Origin of the sequence: Pedobacter glucosidilyticus DSM 23534 (assembly GCF_000425145.1) — a bacterium.
Classification (GTDB): Bacteria; Bacteroidota; Bacteroidia; order Sphingobacteriales; family Sphingobacteriaceae; genus Pseudopedobacter; species Pseudopedobacter glucosidilyticus.
The window spans coordinates 48,337-69,006 of record NZ_AULF01000011.1 but is presented as its reverse complement, the minus strand read 5'-3'; the positions used below and the strand labels follow the sequence as shown (position 1 = coordinate 69,006).

General features: G+C 33.5%; 16 protein-coding genes. 14 read left to right on the top strand and 2 right to left on the bottom strand.

Annotated elements, in window-relative coordinates; all coding sequences use genetic code 11:
* The first annotated feature begins 53 nt into the window (after window positions 1-53).
* From H510_RS0104400 to H510_RS0104360, 9 genes are all read left to right on the top strand, one after another.
* On the top strand, window positions 54-1,364 hold the full coding sequence (locus H510_RS0104400) for a DEAD/DEAH box helicase (protein ID WP_026903199.1): 1,311 nt from the start codon (window positions 54-56) through the stop codon (window positions 1,362-1,364).
* A 79-nt stretch (window positions 1,365-1,443) separates the two neighbouring features.
* Entirely contained in the window at window positions 1,444-2,592 is a 1,149-nt protein-coding gene (locus H510_RS0104395) for a FecR domain-containing protein (protein WP_026903198.1), read from the top strand.
* A 200-nt stretch (window positions 2,593-2,792) separates the two neighbouring features.
* Window positions 2,793-6,092, top strand: coding sequence for a TonB-dependent receptor (locus H510_RS0104390; RefSeq protein WP_162143054.1), 3,300 nt, complete (start codon window positions 2,793-2,795; stop codon window positions 6,090-6,092).
* 1 nt (window position 6,093) lies between these two features.
* The gene (locus H510_RS0104385; RefSeq protein ID WP_026903196.1) at window positions 6,094-7,686 is read left to right on the top strand and encodes a RagB/SusD family nutrient uptake outer membrane protein; all 1,593 of its coding nucleotides are present in this window, start codon (window positions 6,094-6,096) and stop codon (window positions 7,684-7,686) included.
* 232 nt (window positions 7,687-7,918) lie between these two features.
* On the top strand, window positions 7,919-8,773 hold the full coding sequence (locus tag H510_RS18250) for a polysaccharide lyase (RefSeq protein ID WP_081659189.1): 855 nt from the start codon (window positions 7,919-7,921) through the stop codon (window positions 8,771-8,773).
* Window positions 8,774-8,844: 71 nt separating this feature from the next.
* Window positions 8,845-9,708 carry a hypothetical protein gene (locus H510_RS0104375; RefSeq protein ID WP_155977832.1) on the top strand — a complete coding sequence of 288 codons (864 nt, stop codon included), beginning with the start codon at window positions 8,845-8,847 and terminating at the stop codon, window positions 9,706-9,708.
* A 15-nt stretch (window positions 9,709-9,723) separates the two neighbouring features.
* Entirely contained in the window at window positions 9,724-11,241 is a 1,518-nt protein-coding gene (locus H510_RS0104370; protein WP_026903193.1) for a DUF4955 domain-containing protein, read from the top strand.
* A gap of 45 nt (window positions 11,242-11,286) precedes the next feature.
* Window positions 11,287-12,381: a glycoside hydrolase family protein gene (locus tag H510_RS0104365; RefSeq protein WP_026903192.1), complete on the top strand. Its 1,095-nt coding sequence runs from the start codon at window positions 11,287-11,289 to the stop codon at window positions 12,379-12,381.
* A gap of 48 nt (window positions 12,382-12,429) precedes the next feature.
* A complete protein-coding gene (locus H510_RS0104360) occupies window positions 12,430-13,251 on the top strand; it encodes a 3-keto-disaccharide hydrolase (RefSeq protein WP_026903191.1) in 822 nt (273 codons plus the stop codon).
* 6 nt (window positions 13,252-13,257) lie between these two features.
* Here H510_RS0104360 and H510_RS0104355 read toward each other — a convergent pair whose 3' ends face one another.
* Both H510_RS0104355 and H510_RS20540 read right to left on the bottom strand, forming a co-directional pair.
* Window positions 13,258-13,854 carry an RNA polymerase sigma factor gene (locus H510_RS0104355; protein WP_026903190.1) on the bottom strand — a complete coding sequence of 199 codons (597 nt, stop codon included), beginning with the start codon at window positions 13,852-13,854 and terminating at the stop codon, window positions 13,258-13,260.
* Between the two features lie 5 nt (window positions 13,855-13,859).
* A complete protein-coding gene (locus H510_RS20540) occupies window positions 13,860-13,991 on the bottom strand; it encodes a hypothetical protein (protein ID WP_281168237.1) in 132 nt (43 codons plus the stop codon).
* A 218-nt stretch (window positions 13,992-14,209) separates the two neighbouring features.
* Between H510_RS20540 and H510_RS0104345 the strand changes: the two genes are divergently transcribed.
* Genes H510_RS0104345 through H510_RS0104325 form a run of 5 tightly spaced genes read left to right on the top strand, consistent with a single transcriptional unit; the run spans window position 14,210 to window position 20,667 of the window.
* On the top strand, window positions 14,210-15,094 hold the full coding sequence (locus tag H510_RS0104345) for an AraC family transcriptional regulator (protein WP_342662615.1): 885 nt from the start codon (window positions 14,210-14,212) through the stop codon (window positions 15,092-15,094).
* Window positions 15,095-15,123: 29 nt separating this feature from the next.
* Entirely contained in the window at window positions 15,124-16,590 is a 1,467-nt protein-coding gene (locus tag H510_RS0104340; protein WP_155977830.1) for a sulfatase, read from the top strand.
* Window positions 16,591-16,635: 45 nt separating this feature from the next.
* A complete protein-coding gene (locus H510_RS0104335; protein WP_162143053.1) occupies window positions 16,636-17,394 on the top strand; it encodes a DUF1961 family protein in 759 nt (252 codons plus the stop codon).
* A 2-nt stretch (window positions 17,395-17,396) separates the two neighbouring features.
* On the top strand, window positions 17,397-19,028 hold the full coding sequence (locus H510_RS0104330) for a glycoside hydrolase family 43 protein (RefSeq protein WP_211226544.1): 1,632 nt from the start codon (window positions 17,397-17,399) through the stop codon (window positions 19,026-19,028).
* Window positions 18,991-20,667, top strand: coding sequence for a sulfatase family protein (locus tag H510_RS0104325; protein ID WP_211226543.1), 1,677 nt, complete (start codon window positions 18,991-18,993; stop codon window positions 20,665-20,667). The genes H510_RS0104330 and H510_RS0104325 overlap by 38 nt, the downstream gene beginning before the upstream one ends.
* Window positions 20,668-20,670 lie beyond the last annotated feature (3 nt).

Sequence of the window (20,670 nt, the reverse complement as noted above, 5' to 3'; positions counted from 1 at the left end):
AAATTGCTGTAAACAGATAAATTTAAAAGATATTTGCAACCTAAAAACTTGATATGCTAGAAAAGCTCCTTCAAAAATTACAAATCACAAAGCTAAATGAGATGCAAAATGCAGCTTTAGAGGCTATTGCACAAAAAAATGATGTGATGGTGCTGTCTCCAACAGGTTCTGGTAAAACATTAGCATTTCTACTACCAATAGTAGAAAAATTAAATCATCAAATAAAAGGTGTACAAGCTATTGTAGTGGTTCCTTCCAGAGAATTGGCGATGCAGATAGACCAAGTTTTTAGGCAATTACAATCAGGATATAAGATAACATGTTGTTATGGTGGGCATTCTACGAAAGTAGAAAGAGGCTCCTTATCAGATGCTCCTTCGCTTATAGTAGCTACTCCAGGCAGATTAGCCTACCATATCAGAGCAGGTAATTTTGATGTTTCATCTGTTAAAACTTTGGTTTTAGATGAATTTGATAAATCATTAGAGTTGGGTTTTGAGGATGATATGGCAGAAATTGTTTCATCCTTATTTAAATTAGAACAAAAAGTGCTTACTTCTGCCACTCAGTTAGCAGATTTTCCAGCATTTTTAGAGCTTCAACAATTAAAAATACTTAATTTTTTAAATGATACAGAGGCTATACCGGATATTAAAACGGTTATCTTACAATCAAAATCAAAAGAGAAGTTTAATATCTTAATGGATGTTCTTTATAGAAGCAAAGAAGGCCAAAGTTTAGTTTTTTGTAATCATAGAGATGCTGTAGAACGCATTACTTTAATGTTGGCAGAGCGAGGCATTGTAAATGGGGTTTACCACGGAGGTTTAGTACAGCAAGACAGAGAAAAAGCACTTTTTAAATTCAGAAATGGTACTTATCATATTTTAGTTACTACAGATTTAGCTTCCAGAGGGTTAGATATCCCTGAAATAGAAACAGTTATTCATTACCAAATTCCGCATACACTTGATGCTTTTGTGCATAGAAACGGCAGAACAGCAAGAATGAAAGCCAGTGGTAAAGCTTATTTATTGCTATCAGAAGAAGAAACTATTCCGCCTTACTTAAAAGAATACGAGTTTACTGATGCCATAGTGGAAACACATGAGATTACCTTAAAAGCTACAGAATGGCTTACATTTTATATCGCAGGAGGAAAAAAAGATAAGTTAAGTAAGATAGATATTGCAGGTTTATTGCATAAAAAAGGTGGTTTATCTAAAGACGAGGTAGGCTTAATAGCTGTTTATGACCAGATGTCTTATGTAGCTGTAAAAAGAGAAAAAGCAAAAGAAGTCTTAAAAAAAGTTATCCAAGAAAAAATTAAAGGCAAGCGCTATAAGATGGGGATAGATGAGTAAATAAATATGAATATATTTGATGCCACATATTTACTAAAAGTATGTGTGTTAGCCAATATTTTTAGCTCTAATCAATTAAATGACACAAGAGGAGTACATCAATCTTTATGAAAAATATCAGGAAGGAAAACTTACTGATGAAGAAATACGTGATTTTTTAGCATATAAAGACGAGTTTGAATTGGTTGATTACCCTTGGGACAATCAGAAAATGGGTTCCAAAGAAAATATCCAGGCTGATATTTTTAACCAAATTTCAAGTCAGATCAATCAAAAACCAAAGTCTAAAAATGTTATATGGCTAGCAGCAGCCTCTATTTTATTAGCTGTTTTTTCTTTACTTTTTTATTTCCAACTTAAAGATACCGATACAAGTAAAAATAAGATTGTAGAAAATAAATTGAATCAAGGTGAAATAAGACCCGGTAAAAATACAGCAGTTTTAAAACTTTCTGATGGTTCTGAAATAGCTTTAAGTAAAACCAAAGATGGTTTTATTAAATACGATGGTAATGCTAGTATTAATAAAAAAGCTAATTTACTGAGTTACAAAGGCAATGAAAATCGTGGCGAAACTGTATATAATGTAATTTATACTCCAAAAGGAGGGCAATATCAGGTTGAGTTAGAAGATGGAACTAAAGTTTGGTTAAATGCAGCTTCATCTATACGCTTTCCTACTGTTTTTAATGATGATAAAAGAGTTGTTGAACTAAGTGGTGAAGCTTATTTTGAAGTAGCTAAGGATAAAAGCAGGCCATTTAAAGTTTTGGTTAAAGATGCTTCTGCTGCAAATAAAATGGATGTAGAAGTTTTAGGAACTCATTTTAATATACAAGCATACCATAACGAAGATTTTAAAACAACTTTAGTTGAGGGTGCTGTAAAAGTTAGCAATCCATTACAAAAAAGTTTTATTCTTAGTCCAGGAGAGCAATCGAGTCTCTCCGCTAAATTAGAAAATTTAACAGTTAGCAAGGCTAATATCAAAGAGGCTTTAGCTTGGAAAAACGGTTTATTCATTTTTAATAAAGAACATATTACAACCATCATGAGTAAGATAGCAAGATGGTATGATGTAGAAGTTGTTTATGAAGGTAATATGGATAAAAAAGAGTTTGTAGGAACAATTTCAAGAGAGGAAAATCTTTCAGAAGTATTAAAAACACTTGAGCTCACTGGAACCATAAAATTTAAGGTAGAAGGTAGGAAAGTTATTGTAAAATAGCGTATCTTGCTGTAGTACAATTACTATTAACCAATTTACATAAAAGGTCTTATTTCGTGAATTACTTTAGAGATGGCGACCGCTTTAGTCAACTTTATGGCTTGTTTAAAATTTTAATAAGCTCCAACTTCCGGAGGCTTATCCTGATGGTATTTTTCTTTTTGTTAGCAACAACAAAAAATTATGCCCAAAAGATCTCTTTGTCAGAAAAAAAAGCCTCTTTAGAAACTATATTTCAACTTATAGAGCAGCAAACTCTCTATCGTTTTACTTTTAATACCATAATTCTTGAAAAAAGCAGACTGGTAGATATTAAAATCAAAAATGCTGAGATTGGAGAGGTATTAGATTTGGTTTTTAGAAATCAGCCTTTAACTTACACCATAGTAAAACAAAACATCATCCTTAAAGAAAAAGAACCAAGCAACCAAGAGTTGATAGTAGTTTATGGAGTAGTATCAGATGAAAAAGGAGTTGTATTTCCAGGGGTCAGAATCAGTATCAAAAGTAAAAACATCAATACTTTAACAGACCAAGAAGGGAAATATAAACTTGTTTTAGCAGATATAAGAGACCAGATTTTGAGTTTTGAAGCCCTTGGCTATCAAAAGCAAGAATTCATCATTCAAGATAATTTTAATATAGATGTACAATTAAAACCAGACCTTAAAATACTAGAAGAAATTATTATTGTTGGTTACGGTGAGGTAAATAAAAGAGATTTAACAGGCTCGGTTGGGGAGGTTAATATGAAAGACCTTACTAAGGCACCAGTAAAATCTTTTGACGATGCTTTTGCCGGACGTGTTGCCGGCGTACAAGTTACCTCTCCAGACGGACAACCAGGTGCTGTACCCACCATCATTGTAAGAGGAGGAAACTCTGTTACACAAGATAATTCGCCATTGTATGTTATTGATGGTTTTCCTATAGAAGATTACAACATCAACGCCATCCATCCGGATGATATTGCTTCAATAGAAGTTTTAAAAGATGCTTCATCAACAGCAATTTATGGTGCCAGAGGCGCTAATGGAGTTGTTATCATAAGTACTAAAAAAGGAGTAAAAGGAAAATCTGTTTTTAACTTTAATAATTACTATGGTTTGCAGGGAAATACCTCGCAAATAGAACTTATGAAGCCCTATGAATTTGTTAAATACCAACTGGAATTAGATTCGGCCACAGCCACAAGTATTTACCTGCAAAATGGTAAAACATTAGAAAGTTATAGAGATGAGAAGGGCATCAATTGGCAAGATGAACTTTTTAGAGAAGCACCCATGTCTAGTTCTTATTTTGCCGTAAGAGGGGGTAATAAAGACAATAGTTATGCTTTTTCAACTTCATTATTTGACCAAAAAGGAACTGTAATAGCTTCGGGCTTTAAGCGTTATCAAGCCAGATTAGTTATAGAACAAAGTTTAAATAAACGCTTGAAAGTTGGGGTAAATGCTAATATGAGTGGTTTAAAAAGTTATGGCACCATCTTTACCGGAAGCAGAAATACATTTCTTAATGTTTTAATCAATACCTGGCAGTACAGGCCAATTGCGGGTAATTTAGCTATAGATGAGCTTTTAAATAATGCACAAGACCCAGCAGTTGTATCTGCCACCAATTACCAGTGGAATCCGGTGCTTACCGCAACCAACGAACTAAGAGATAGGGTTAATAACCTCCTAACTTCCAATGTTTATGGTACTTATGATATCAGTTCCTCTTTAAAATTAAGGATGACAGCAGGCTTAAACTTAAGTAAATTAAGGAACGATGAATTTAATAACTCAAAAACTAGACAAGGAAACAGCTCAAGCCCATTGGGTCAGCGTGGTGTAAATGGTTCTGTTACTTTTACAGAGCTTAGTAATTTGATTAATGAGAATACACTTACTTACCAAAAATCAATAAATAAGAAGCATTTTTTTACTGTACTTTCTGGTTTTACAGTACAGGAGAATAAATTTTCTTATTATGGTTCGGGCGCTATCAGAATACCAAATGAAGCTTTAGGGATTGGAGGTTTAGCCCAAGGTGTACCAGTGGCCATTGCATCAGAAAATGCAGAAAACAGGTTACTTTCTTTATTAGGGAGGGTAAACTATAATTATAAATCAAAGTATTTGTTTACAGGTAGTTTTAGGGCTGATGGCTCATCAAAATTTACCGGAGATAATCAATGGGGGTATTTCCCATCAGGTTCTTTTGCATGGAATATAGCACAAGAAAAATTTATGCAGGGGCTTCATTTTGTTTCAGAAACAAAATTAAGATTAAGCTATGGTTTAACTGGAAACAATAGAATTAGCGAGTATGCTTATTACGGTGCCATTACCCAAGGAGGTAGCAATTCTTACATACCAGGCGGAACTTTTATCAATGGGGCTTATGTTTCTAATTTAAGTAACCCTGATTTAAAATGGGAGAGTACCGCCGAATTTGATTTAGGCTTGGATATAGGTTTTCTTAACCAGCGTTTCACCTTAACTGCCGATATCTATAAGAAGAAAACAAACGATTTATTGTTGAATGCACAATTACCCACATCCAGCGGTTTTAGTAATGTTTTTCAAAATATAGGTGCGGTAGAGAACAAAGGTTTAGAGCTTACTTTACAATCTTTCAATATCAGAAAAGATAAATTTAAATGGAGTACCTCATTTAATATATCTTTTAGTAGAACTAAGCTGGTTGGTTTGGCCCAAAATCAAAAAGAACTATTAAGTACAGTAAGATGGAACTCTGGAAACGATTATGCACAAAATCCAGCTTATATAGCCAAAATTGGCCGTCCCGTAGCCATGTTTTATGGTTACATTTGGGATGGTGTTTACCAGTTTGATGATTTTGATAGAACTGCTAACGGGGCTTATTTATTAAAAGCAGGTATTCCAAACTATGGTAATCCAGGACAAAGTATACAGCCTGGAGACATCAAGTATAAAGATATCAATGATGATAAAGTAATTGATATACAAGACAGAACAGAAATTGGAAATCCAAACCCTAAGTTTTTTGGTGGCTTAGCCAATAATATCAACTATAAAAATTTTGATTTACATATTTTTATGCAGTTTGTTTACGGTAATGAGGTAATGAATGTAAACCGCTATTTAATGGAAGGTGGCACAACTACGTTGGGTGCCAACCAATTTGCAAGCTACCAGAACCGTTGGACACCAGAAAATCCATCAAATGAATATTTTAGAACAAGAGGATGGGGCCCATCTGTTTATTCATCAAGAGTTATAGAAGATGGTTCCTTTATTAGATTAAAAACCATAAATTTAGGTTATAAAGTAGAAAATAAATTTTTACAACGTTTAGCAATAGCCAATTGTAGAGTTTATTTAGCTGCTCAAAACCTTGTTACAATAACAAAATATTCAGGTAATGATCCAGAAGTTTCAGTATTTGATTCCGCTCTAACTCCAGGCTTAGATTATTCTGCATATCCAAGAGCAAAGGTGGTAACTTTAGGTTTAGATATTTCTTTTTGATATGAAAATTCTAACAGCCATAGCGTTTTTATTTTTAATAATACATAGTTCTTGCGAGAATTATCTGGATACAAAACCTATTAATTTTGTAACACCAGACAATTTTTACAATAACGAAGAAGAATTAACAGCTGCATTAATGGCTGTTTATTCAGAATTGGGGAGTACAACAGATGGTACATATTCCAGATTTTTATCTTTAGAAGCACCCTCATCTAATGATGAGATGGTAAGAAGAGGCGCCAATACAGAGTCTGCTGCCGATGCCTATAATGCAAGTGCTTCTTACGATAGATTTTTTACAAGCTGGACAACTCTTTATTCTGGAATACAAAGAGCTAATTTATTACTAGAAAATATTGATAAAGCCTTGGTAACGCCAGATATCAAAAATAAAATAAGAGGCGAGACCTTATTTTTAAGAGCTTTTTATCATTTTATTTTAGTGTCTTATTGGGGTGATGTTCCTTTAAAATTATCCTCAACAAATTCATTAAACCAAATTTATATAGCCAGAACACCAGTCAAACAAGTTTATGATGCGGTAATTAAAGATATGACTGCTTCTTATGAGCTGGTTGATGAAATTACAACCTTTAACCATGCGGGCAGAGTATCCAAAACTGCTGTTGCAGGTATTTTAGCCAGGGTTTGTTTGCATGCAGCTGGGCGTTTGCGAGATGCTTCTTACTATCAAACTGCAAAAGATTGGACATTAAAAGTAATTCAATCTGGTATACATAGCCTTAATCCAGATTATAAGCAGATTTTTATCAATCACAGTGCAGATATTTATGATATTAAAGAATCTATCTGGGAAGTAGAATTCCAACATGATAATGGCTTGCAAAGAAATGAAGGAGAGCGTTTTGGTTCTACTATTGGTATCAGAAATAACGATGATAAAACAGGTTTTATGCAAGGTAATTATACCGCCACAGGCGTATTATTTAGTTTGTATGAGCAAGGCGATGTAAGAAGGGATTGGAATATTGCACCATTTTATTATCCAAATTTTGATAGAAATAATCCAGCAGTACAATATCCATCTAATTACAGATGGGGCCGTTATGTTGCTAAATGGCGCAGAGAATATCAAACCAAAGAGTATAATAAAAACTTTGGAGGCACCAATTGGCCACTGTTAAGATATGCTGATGTTTTATTGATGTTTGCCGAAGCCGAAAATGAAATAAATGGAGCTACCCCTCAGGCCTATGAGGCTATAAATTTGGTAAGACGGCGGGCTTATCAGTTACCTGCGGAGCAAAATAGTACAGCAGATTTACCTCCCAACTTATCCAAAGAATCATTTTTTAATTGGATAAAAGATGAAAGAGCAAGAGAGTTAGCTTTTGAAGGGCATCGTAAATTAGATTTATTAAGGTGGAATTTGCTTACCACCACAATGCAACAAATGCTTACACAAATTACTACAACAGCACCATCAGGTTCAAATACAAATTTAGGCTATTCTGGTAGGGTAGCTACTCTAAGACCATATCAAAATTTTAGTAACCGAGATTTGCTTTTCCCAATTCCAACACAAGAATTATCATTAAATAGCCTCATGAGACAAAATACAGGATGGTAGATAATTTTAAAAAAAATATCTACGCTATGTGTGTTTAGGCATTTATAATACTCTTTACTATCAACAGCTTGTTAAACCAATTTTAAATCTGTTTGCATAAAGTTGAAGATACACTCCTCATAATCATATCAGATTTAGACTTATGATGATTAATCTAAATAAACACTCTCAAGGTATTTAAATGCCTGTGTATTGCGATTAATTAACCAATTATAACCTAAAAATGAGAAAAATGATTCAAAAACAACAACCAAGAAATGTGCTTTCTTTGTCTTTGCTTTTAATAGCGGGACTATTTACCGCATGTGAAAATGATTTGCAACCACTTATTGGCGAGCAAAATGAAACCACACAAGCCAGAGCAGTTTACAGTACCAGAACCGTAAATTGGAACAACCGCACTGATGGAGCCTATACCGAAGCTGAAGCAGATACAGATTTTGGAAACGTTTCTGGCTGGAATGAAGCCAGAGCATATAATTCTTCGGGTACCGCCCGGGTAAAGCTAGAACCTAATGCACTTTCTAACGAAGGTGGTATGATATCAAATATTGATATTTCTGATGGTAGCGAGTACGAATTGCAATACGATGTTAAATTTCATAGTCAGTTTGATTGGAGCAGAGGTGGAAAGGTAGGTTTTGGCTTTAAAATAGGAGACGGTAATACCGGATGTGATAAAGCTGATGATGGTAATGGAGGAAGTGCCAGAATCATGTGGTATACTGATAATAATGGTGTAACTAAGCTGAAACCATACATCTATTATAAAGATATGCCAGGTAATTGTGGGTATGATTTTGGCAAAGTTTATCCAGCATCTGGAAGTATCCAAAAAGGGAGCTGGTATACCGTTAAAATATATGTAAAAAGCAATACAGGTAGCAATACAAATGGTAGGTTAAGGGTTACTATAGAAGGCGATACCATATTAGATACCGCTATCAGATGGACAACTAACGATGCTAAACGTTTAATCAATACCATGCCTTTTACCTCATTTAGAGGAGGAAGCGATTCTTATTGGGAATCTAGTACGGTAGGATATATCTATTATGATAACTTATCGTGGACTAAAATAAACTAATTAAAAACATTTAAAAGGTTAATTAATCAAGCCAGATGCTGAAATTTTTCAGCATCTGGCTGTTTTTAAAAATGAAAGCACTTAAACTATTTCTATTATTGTTTTTATTACACGCTAACATACAGGCACAAAACCGTATAGAAATAGATTTATCTATGGCTTACCAAACAGATGATTTTAAATGGGCTATCGCTGGCAATAGTCAAGGTCAAAATCCAAATATTTTATCAGAAGTTAGTTGGCAAAACTTACAAGGCCCTACTTATTACCTAGGAATTTATTTACCCATATTCTCAAAAATTGCTTTACAAGCATCTTATGACCAATTTTTTATTTTAAATGGCCGCGTAAACGATACAGATTATTTAGAAGATAATCGTACCAGCCCATCCTTTACTGTAGATTTGGAAAGTAATAAAGGATATAGCAGAAATTTTCAATTGGGTTTAAGCTATCAATGGCAATTAAATAAAATCAAGCTAAAACCAATATTAGCTTATAATTTATCACAGCAATTGCTTTATCTGCAAGATAATAACAACTTAAATAGCAGTTATAAAACCAACTGGTATGGTGTTATGGCTGGTTTAAATGTAAAATATCCATTGCTTAAAAGCTTAGAATTTAGCCATACCCTTGATTATAACCAATTAAAATATAGAGCAGTTGCCAACTGGAATTTAATAGAAAACTTTGCTCAGCCAGAGAGTTTTAAGCATTACGCTAATGGTTATGCCATTTCCGGCGCTACTAAGGTCATGTATCTGTTTCATTCAAAAATTAATCCATTTGCTTTTTTTAGACTCCAATTATGGAATACAGGTAAAGGCATAGATAAGGTTTTTTATGCCAACGGAACGCAATCATATACTCAATTGCAAGATGTTACCAGAAAAAGTACTGCATTAGGTATAGGTATTAATTATAAACTATAAAATAAACGCATAAAAATGTTAAAAAGAATCGCACTGATTTCTCTATTTCAAGTTGTATTAGGATATGCCAAAGCACAAGAAATAGCTCCACTATGGAAAGATTTTTTAGAAGCTAAAAAAACAGGTAAAGAAGCTGTTTTACCAGATTTTTCTTTTGCAGGATATCATTTTTCTGAGAAAAACATCCCTGATGTTAGCAAGCATAAATATTTTAATGTGAAAGATTTTGGAGCTATACCCAATGATGATAAATTTGATGATGAAGCCATCCAAAAAACAATAAAAGCCGCAGAAGCTTACCATAAACCTGCGGTTGTGTATTTTCCGGCAGGTAAATACCTCATTGCTCCTGATGAAGACGCTAACAAGTACATCAGCATACACAAAAGTAATATCATTTTAAAAGGAGAAGGAAGCGGAATTAATGGCACAGAAATATATCAAGCCAATAAAAGAGTAAATGGTCGTCAGTTTATTTTCAAACCCAACAATGCCAAACCTGAAAAAATTACCCAAATTATAAAAAATGCCAAAAGAGCAAGTTTTGAAGTTACAGTTGCCGATGCCTCTACCTTAAAAGTTGGGCAAGATATCATCATTAACCACAGGAGCGAGGCTTATACCAAACAATATTTTGCGCCTTTAAATTTGAAACCACAATGGACTAGACTTTTTGGTGATCAAGGTGGGATGTTGATTTTTGAAATCCATACCATTACTAAAATAGAAGGTAACAAGGTGACTTTTAAAAATCCTATTCATTTGGATATTAACATGATTGAGGGCAAAAGTTGGAATATTTTAACTTATCCATCTATTGAAGAATGTGGTATCGAAGATATTTTATTTACCAGTAACTGGAAAAGCTATCCAGAAGAATTTGTCCATCATAAAGATCAAATTCATGATTATGCTTATGAAGCCGTTGGGATGGAATTTGTAAAAAATAGCTGGGTAAGAAATTGTGTTTTTCAAGATTGGAATGAAGGAATACATATCAAGTCTGGTTATCAAATAAGTATTCTGAATACCCATTTCAGAGGCAAAAAAGGACATGCTTCTGTACATGCAAGGGCAGGTTATGGGGTTTTAATCAAAAATTGTTCTTTTAATGGAGCGCAGCATCATGGTGCTGGTAATGGTTATAGCGCCGTTAATACAGTAATAACACAATGTACTTTGGGTAAAGATCAAAATTTTGATATTCACTCGGGCCAACCTATAGCAACTTTGTTTGATGCTATAGAAGGTGGTGTGTTTTATAATCTCGGCGGACCAGAACCTGGTTATCCACATCATGGCAAAGATTTAGTACTTTGGAATTTTAACCACTCGGCAGAAAAAAATCAACATTATAATTTTTGGGATGAAACCAGAAGAAGGAATAATACCATAGCACAACCCATTTTAGTAGGTTTTACATCTAACACCACCGTAACATTTGAAAATATTGGAGTTAATCAATCGCAAGGGAAAAATGTATTACCAAAATCTTTATTTGAAGCACAATTAAAGTTAAGGTTGGCTAAATAGGCTAATACTATCATATCTTAATTAATCACGTATCTAAAAAAAAATATGAAACAGCTACTCCTGTTAAAAGTGATTTGTTTATTAATGTTTTTAAATATTTCAAAATCAAGTGCCCAAAAAACTATTGTTGCTATTAAAGGGAACGAGTTTTATATCAACGGAAAACCTACCTACCAAGGAAGATATTGGCAAGGACATAAAATACAAGGTTTATTGATGAACTCTAGGATGGTACAAGGTGTTTTTGACGATTTAAACCCAAATACGAGAGATACCTTCGCTTACGCTGATACTAAAAAATGGGATGCAGAAAGAAATAACAGAGAATTTATAGCCAACATGCCTCTATGGAAAAGTTACGGCTTAAATTGCTTTACCCTTAACATGCAAGGTGGAAGCCCATTTGGCTATGGTAATTTTGATTTTTATAATCCCGGTTTTAAGCCTGATGGTTCTTTGCATCCTGCATATATGAAACGTTTAGATCGTATTTTAAAAAAAGCAGATGAGCTAGAAATGGTAGTGATATTGGGTTTTTTCTATTTTGGGCAAGATCAAAGAATAAAAGATGAAACAGCAATAAAAAATGCTACAGACAACATGGTAAACTGGCTGTTTAAAAAGAAATACAGAAATGTGATTATAGAAATAGCAAATGAAAGTGGTATACCCAGATATGACCATGATATTTTACAACCCAACAGAATTTCAGAACTTATTTTAAAAGTTAGAAATAACAGCCAAAATGGCTATCGTTTTTTGGTAGGAACAAGTTTTGCAGGTAAAAAAATACCTCATAAAGAAGTTATAGAAGCATCAGACTTTATATTGATACATGGTAATGGTGCAAAAGAACCTCAGCAAATTCAAACTTTAATAGACGGTACAAAAGAAGCAATGGGTAACAAAATAATGCCTATTGTTATCAATGAAGATGATCATTTTGACTTCGATAAAGAAGATTATAACATGTTAAGAGCGATAAAAAATTACGTTTCTTGGGGTTATTTTGATTTTAGATTTAAAGGAGAAACCAATTACAAAGAAGGTTTTCAAACCATTCCGGTAGATTGGGGAATCAATTCAGAAAGAAAAAAGACTTTCTTTAATAAAGTTAAAGAAATAACAGGAGTGCGTTGATGCAATCAAAATAATTTATCAAACATTATAAATCGTAAAAACAAATACATGAGAAAAATTAAAAGTATTTTAATAACATTCGGCATCTTAACACCTATCCTTACCTTATGTTCATTAACATTAGTTAAACCAGATGATGGCTTTGTAAGACTCTTTAATGGTAAAGATTTTGATAACTGGACTTTAACCTTACGTAATAACGATGCTGAAATGGCAAAGAAAGTTTTTACCATTGATAAAAAAGGCGTAATACATGTTTTTAAAGATTTTCCAGAAGGTTTTGGTAGCAAAACCGATTTAAATGCAACTCATGGCATGATGTGGTCTAAAAAGAAATACAGCAAATTCATTTTTAAGTTTGAGTATAAATGGGGTAATACACTTTTAAACAATTCCCATGTATACCAATACGATGCTGGTTTTTATTACCATTGTAAAGAACCTAAGATTTGGCCTGTTGGAGTCGAGTATCAGGTACGCTACAATCATATAAACAACATCAATCATACAGGTGATTTTTGGGCGCCTGGTGATCTAGTAAGATTTGATTGGACTGCTGATAAAGATGATAAGTTTGCATTTATAAAAGACGGGGGGCAACCAGTACCCAGAAAAAAAGGCGAACATGCCGCAAGTGCACAAGCTAAATTTAATGGTTTAAATGGTAAATGGAATACTTGTGAAGTAATAGTGATGGGCTCTAAATATGCTATCCATAAGTTAAATGGTAAAGTAGTTAATTATGCTACCAATTTAACTTTAGAAGAAGGTATTATTGGTTTACAATCTGAAACTGGGGAAATTTTTTATAGAAATATCATGATTAAAGAGCTAAATACTGATATCCCTGCTGAAGAGTTTTTAAAATGAGGTGGTTTAAAAAATATCAAGCAATTTTATAGAAATTAAAATAACAAGATTGTTTTTTAAACAAGTTCTAATATGTTTAAGTGCATGTGTTAATTGGTTTTCTACAGTACGTTTAGAAATATTAAGTTTTTTAGCAATTTCATCATTAGAAAGGCTTTCTTTTCTACTCATGATAAAAATTTCTCTGCATCGTTTTGGTAAAGCTTTTAAATAGTCATCTAACCTATTCTCTAGCTCTAGGTATTTAATTTTATCATCAATTGGGTTTGAGTTTTCTGATTTATCATCTAAATGGTCATAATTCTCTACCAATTCTAACTTAGATTTTTTTAATGTTTTTAATTTTTTATACACATGGTATCTTGCGGCACTTGTTAAATAAGCCTGCAAGGATGCTATTTCTAATTGGTTTTTTTTATTCCAGATATTCAGAAATAAATCATTTACAATTTCTGAACAAGCGTCTTTATCTTTCAAATATTTAAAAGCTGTAGTAAAAACTTTAGACCAATACCTATCAAAAAGGGTTCTGAAAGCCTTTTCGTTATGTTGTTTTATAAGTTTCCACAATTCGCTATCGGTCAGTTTCTCGTATCCTATCATCGCTTTTAGCTGGTAAGCTTTACATTATCTAACATAAAAAAATCAATGATGATACCGTAAGACTTATAAAGTCTTATGAGTATTTCGCTCTCATACAGTTTTAATTGGTCTCCAAATAAAGCAAAATATACAGTCATAAAAAAATTTAAATTTTTATGTGTGTGTTAAACGCTTTGGGTCTCTCTTATTTTAAATAGCAAGCCTAAACTCAAGGCTTATTGTAAAACCAATTAAATTAAAGATAATACTTCAGTTTGATGAAATATTAACATGATGATGATTTGCTTATAGGTGAATTTTATTTCATTTTTTTCTTTAAGGATTGATGATTTTTTAAACTGATTTAATTAAGTTGATGATGAGACCACAATTATTAAAAGTTACTTCAGGACCTGTACATTCTTTTACAGTAAGACAGGATTTGCTACCCAATATCGATAAGTTGCATTACCATGCAGAAATTGAACTTATTCAGATTGTGAAGGGTAGGGGAACACAATTTATTGGTGATAGTATTAAAAGATTTGAAGCAGGAGATATATTTCTTATTGGTTCTGGTTTGCCACATAATTTAAAATATGATGGTCCTTATGTACAAGAATCAGGAAAATCATTAACAGAATCAAGAGTAATACAATTTCATGAAAACTTTTGGGGAGCATCCTTTTTAAATCTACCTGAGAATAAAATTATTCGCGATTTATTAGAACAATCTAAGCGTGGCATACAAATAAACGGTTTAACAAAAATTAAAATAGCAGGATTTCTTGATAAGTTAATTGATGCCGAAGGTCCAGATAGAATATTACTGCTAATTTCTATCTTACAAATTATAGCCAAAGCAGCCGAAGATGTTTGTTTGTTATCATCTATAGGTTTTAATAATGAAGTTAAAGATTTTGAAAATCATAGAATGACCTTAATTTATGAGTATACTTTGGCCAATTTTAAAAAGAAAATACAATTAGAAGAAATAGCTAAAATTGCGCATATTAGTCCTCATTCTTTTTGCCGATATTTCAAATCCAGAACCAAGAAAACTTATTCTCAGTTTTTACTCGAAGTTAAAGTTGGGCAAGCTTGTAAACTGATTATGGAGAATGATTTAAGTATCAAAGAATTATGTTATGAAAGCGGCTTTAACAATTTTGCCAGTTTCCATAAATACTTTAAAATTATTACAGGTTTAAGTCCTTTAAGCTATAAAAAGGAATTTAACCAAAGACAACCAGCAGCCTAATTCGAAGAGTATCCAATTTATAGTAGATCATGATTGAAGAATACCAAAAAACAGGTAAGTTTACTAAACAGTTAAGGGCTATGCTTACAATTTGCCTAGTTTTTATTTGCCAGTTTACATGGTCTCAAGAAAAACCCAATATATTATTTTTAATTATTGATGATTTAAACGATTGGGTTGCTATATCCAATAAATTTCCGGGAGTTAAAACACCAAATATTGATAGGTTAGCCAAATCAGGAACCTATTTTGATAAAGCTTATAGTCAGGCTCCGCTTTGTGGGCCTTCAAGAGCTTCTTTTTTATCAGGTTTATTACCATCTAAAACTGGCGTTTACCTCCAGATAAAAGATGCTGATCTTAAACAATATCTCAATGATCAATTTCAGGCTGATTTTCTACCCAATTATTTCTCTAAAAATGGATATAAAACTTTAGGAGTAGGTAAGATTTTCCATAACGGAGAAGGTATTAATGCCTTTGATGAATATGGCGGTAAGTTTGAAGTTTATGGACCCTTGCCAGAAAAACGTATCAATTATGACCCTGCTTGGTTTGGGCAAAAAGGAACACAAACAGATTGGGCAGCTTTTCCAGAAAAAGATGAGCAAATGCCTGATTATAAATATGCCAATTGGGCTGCCAGCCAGTTAACTAAAAAGCATGAAAAGCCATTTTTCATGGCGGTGGGTTTTATAAGACCGCATGTACCTTGGTATGTTCCTCAAAAATGGTTCGATTTGGTGAAGAACTCGCCTACACAAATGCCTCCATACCTTAAAACAGATATGGATGATGTTCCACAAATAGGAAAAGCTATTACAGAAGTTCCAGAAATGCCAACTACAGAATGGGCAATTCAAAAAAATAATTGGAAAGATATGGTGCAAGCTTATCTAGCTTGCATTGCTTTTGTAGATGCTCAAGTAGGTAAAGTGCTTGATGCCTTAGAAAAATCGGCTTATAAAGACAACACTTACATTGTTTTATTATCAGACCATGGTTATCATCTTGGAGAAAAAAATAGGTTTGCCAAGCATTCTTTATGGGAACGCTCTGCCCATGTTCCACTAATTATCAGTGGCCCAGGTTTGCAACAAAACAAGATAAATCATAACCCGGTAGGTTTAATAGATATTTATCCAACTTTGGTTGATTTAAGTGGCATACCCAAAAATCAACAGAATCAGGGTAGAAGTTTAGCTCCGCTTTTAAGAAATCAAATCAAACATTGGGATTATCCGGTTTATTCATTCTATGGTACCAATAATGTATCCGTTTACAAAAACAAATATCATTATATCAAATACGAAGACCTTTCAGAAGAGTTTTATGATTTAGAGAAAGACCCAAAAGAGTGGATAAATAAAGCGGAAGATTTAAAAGAATCAGTTTTATTAAATTCCTTCAGAAAGTTAGCACCAGCCAAAACAGCACCTTATGCACCAAACTCTATGATGGAAGGTAATGCCTATTTCAAATCTAAGAAACCTTAAAATTTTAATCTCTTGAAGTATTGTTTACTATATCTGTTGATTTTTTTGAATACTGCTATTGCGCAAGATTTGGCCCAAATCAATTTTAAAAATATTAATGATTTAGAAAACTGGAAGTTATCTTTTCAAGATGATGGAATAAAATCATGGCAAAAAAAGTGGTTCTTGGATGGTTTAAGAGCAAAGGTCGAAAATTCTAAACATGGTTTATTATTCAGTGCCGGAGATGTGGATGGCGATGATGCCTGCCATGCGGTTTTATGGACAAAACAATCTTTCACAGGCGATATTAAGATTACTTATAATTATACCCGTACCGATACAAGGCAAAACTGGGTAAATATCATTTACATTCATGCAACCGGAATTGGAGAAAAACCTTACGAGAAAGATATTTCTAGATGGAGCAATTTAAGGATGATACCTTATATGTCTTCCTATTTTAAGTACATGAATGCTTTACACATCAGCTATGCGGCTTATGATGATGATTTACCCAAAGGACAAGATTATATCCGTTTAAGGAAATATCCGGTAACACCAAAAGCAAACTTCTCTAAAACTACAGAAATAGCACCCTCTTATTTTGATACCGGCTTATTTGTGCCAGGAAAAGAATATCAAATTACCATAATAAAAAAAGCTAATTATTTTTATTTCCATGTAAAAGGAGATGGGAAAGAGAAGTTATACAGCTGGGATATATCATCGGCATTAAATATTAAAGAGGGAAGAGTAGGACTTAGGCACATGTATACTAGGGCAGCACTATATAAAAATTTCAAAATCTATACCCATAATTAAATATGAAAAAAATAACCATAGTTAGTTTAACATTATCCCTTTTTATGATGGGTCTGTGCCAACGTTTGCATAGTCAGAGTTATTATCAAAATCCTACCTTAAAAGGCTTTTATCCTGATCCATCAATTTGCCGTGTTGGTAATGATTATTATATGGTAACCTCAACTTTTGAATACTTTCCGGGGGTACCTATTTTCCACAGTAAAGATTTAGTTAATTGGAAACAAATAGGTCATGTGTTAAACAGGCCATCTCAACTTAATTTAGATAGTGTAAGAGCATCAGGCGGTATTTTTGCCCCTACCATAAGATACCATAATGGTATTTATTATATGATTACTACTTTGATAGGAACAAAGCCAGGTGGTAATTTTTTTGTAACTGCAAAATCTCCTACAGGCCCTTGGTCAGAACCTCAGTGGCTACCTAAAGAAGCCATTGGGATAGATCCATCTTTGTTTTTTGATGATGATGGAAAAGTTTATTATACCGGAAACAAAAAGCCAGTAGACCAAGCTCAAGTTACCCGCTACAGGCAAATATGGCTGCAAGAAGTAGATTTAAAAAATAAAGCTTTTGTAGGCGAACGTAGCATTATTTTAGAAGAGGGCGCATTGCATGGAGCCGAGAATGCGGAAGCACCACACCTCTATAAAAAAGATGGTTATTATTATTTAATGGTTGCCGAAGGCGGAACTTTTGAAAACCATGCGGTTACCATTTTTAGAAGTAAAAATATTTTTGGTCCTTATGAAGGCAATAAGAAAAATCCAATCCTTACCCATCGTCATTTAGGATTAAATTATCCGATAACGTCTACAGGGCATGCAGATTTGGTAGATACCCAAAACGGAGATTGGTGGATGGTTTTATTAGCTGTAAGAAAATATGGGGGCTTACATTATAATTTGGGGAGAGAAACTTTTTTAGCAAAGGTAGAATGGCAGGATGGATGGCCGATTGTAAACCCCGGAGAAGGAAAAGTTTTGGCTCAACAACTAAAACCTAATTTACCTGCTTTTAATATCACCCCAGAAAATTTAAGAGATGATTTTACTACAGATACACTTTTTCATTATTGGAATTTTTTAAGAACGCCAAGAACAAATTTTTGGTCGCTTTCTAAAAGAAAAGGCTATTTAAGAATTCAACTGGAAAAAGAGCAAATCACAAATTTAGTATCCCCATCTTTTATAGGAAGAAGACAGCAAGACACTTCTTTTCTTGCAGAAACTTCACTTCAGTTTAATCCTAAAAAAGAAAATGAATTGGCTGGTATGGTGTTGATGATGAATAACAATTTTCAGTACCGTTTAGAGAAAATTTTACAAAATGGTAAACCACATGTACAATTGATTAAAAGGTATAAAGGGGTAGATGAAGTAGTGAATACCATTGCGGTAGAAAAGGGCGATTTAATCATGGGGATTCATGCTAAAGGTCAGGATTTAGATTTCTATATCAAACAAAACGGAACCACACAGAACTTAGCAACAAAAGCAGATGGTAGGATACTAAGCGTAGTAAATACAGGTGGTTTTACAGGCGTTTACGTAGGTCTTTATGCCAGCTCTAAAGGTGTAAAATCATCTAATTATGCAGATTTTGATTGGTTTGACTACAAAGGATTATAATATTTTATGGCTACATCACATGGTTAATTTTAGGTATATTTTAATAATAAGTATCAGCTTTATTTTGCTATCCAATACTTTTCTTAATGCACAGGAAAAAACAAAGCGTCCAAATATTTTATGGATTACTTGTGAGGATATGAGTGCTAATTTACCTATGTACGGCGATTCAACCGTTAAAACACCCTATTTAAGTAAGTTTGCAGAACAAGCTGTTAAATACACCAAAATGTATGCAGTTGCTGGTGTTTGTGCACCAAGCAGGTCGGGTATTATAACTGGGATGTATCCTCCGGCTATTGGTACACAGCACATGAGAACAGGTACTGGTAATGAAAAAGATCCATCTATCCCAAGCTATATGGCTGTTACCCCAACAGAGGTAAAAGCTTTTCCAGAGTATTTAAGAGCCGCAGGTTATTACTGCACCAATAACCAAAAAACCGATTATCAAATAGGAGAGCCTTTTACCGTTTGGGATGATTGTAGTAAAGATGCCCATTGGCGTAATCGACCAAAGGATAAGCCTTTCTTTGCTGTTTTTAATATCAATGAAACGCATGAATCTATGATCTGGAAAAATGCGAACAGACCTCTAAGGGTAGATCCGAAAGCCATAAAATTACCGCCGTATTATCCAGAGAGTGATATTATAAGAAGAGATATAGCTCGTTATTACGATAATATTATGCTGATGGATAGCATTGCAGGTAACATTTTAAAACAGTTGGAAGACGATGGCTTGGCAGAAAATACCATTGTTTTCTTCTTTAGCGACCATGGCGCTGCTTTACCTTGGTATAAAAGAGAAGTTTATGAAAGAGGATTACATGTGCCTTTTATGGTGAGGTTTCCTGATGGCAAGTTGGCCAATATTACCGATAATCAGTTGTTAAGTTTTATGGATTTAGCACCAACTGTTCTTTCCTTAGCTAATATTCAGTTGCCTGAGCATTTTAACGGACAAGCTTTTTTAGGAAATCAAAAAGCTGAAAGCCCAAGACGGTACATTTTTGCAGCTAGAGATAGATTGGATGAACATTATGATTTAGTAAGAACTGTTAGAGATAGTAAATTCCAATACATCCGCAATTACCAGCCAGAAAAGTTGAATTATATGGATGTTGGTTTTCGTAAGCAAATGCCTTTAATGGTAGAAATTCTGAAGTTAAGAGACCAACAAAAACTAGATAGTATCCAAAACAGATGGTTTAAAAGTAAATCCGTAGAAGAACTTTACGATGTAGAAAACGACCCTTTCGAGTTAAATAATTTAGCTCAAAACCCAGCTTATGCCGCAAAATTACAAGAGCTAAGAGATGTGCAAAACAATTGGTCTTTACAAATAAAAGATAAAGGTTTTATGTCAGAAAAAGATATGGTGCGTTTGATGTGGCCTGGTGGGATACAACCTGTTACAGCTAAGCCAGTTGCACAAATAACCACGCAAAATAGAAGTATTCTGGTTTCTTTAAGCAGTTCTACAAACGGAGCTTCTTTAGGTTATAAAATTGGCGATAATGGTTCGTGGCAATTATACCATCAGCCTGTAGCGGTAAAAAAAGGAATTAAAGTCTATGCCAAAGCTATCCGCTATGGTTATAAAGAGAGTGAGGAGATAATGATAAGCACAAATTAATCA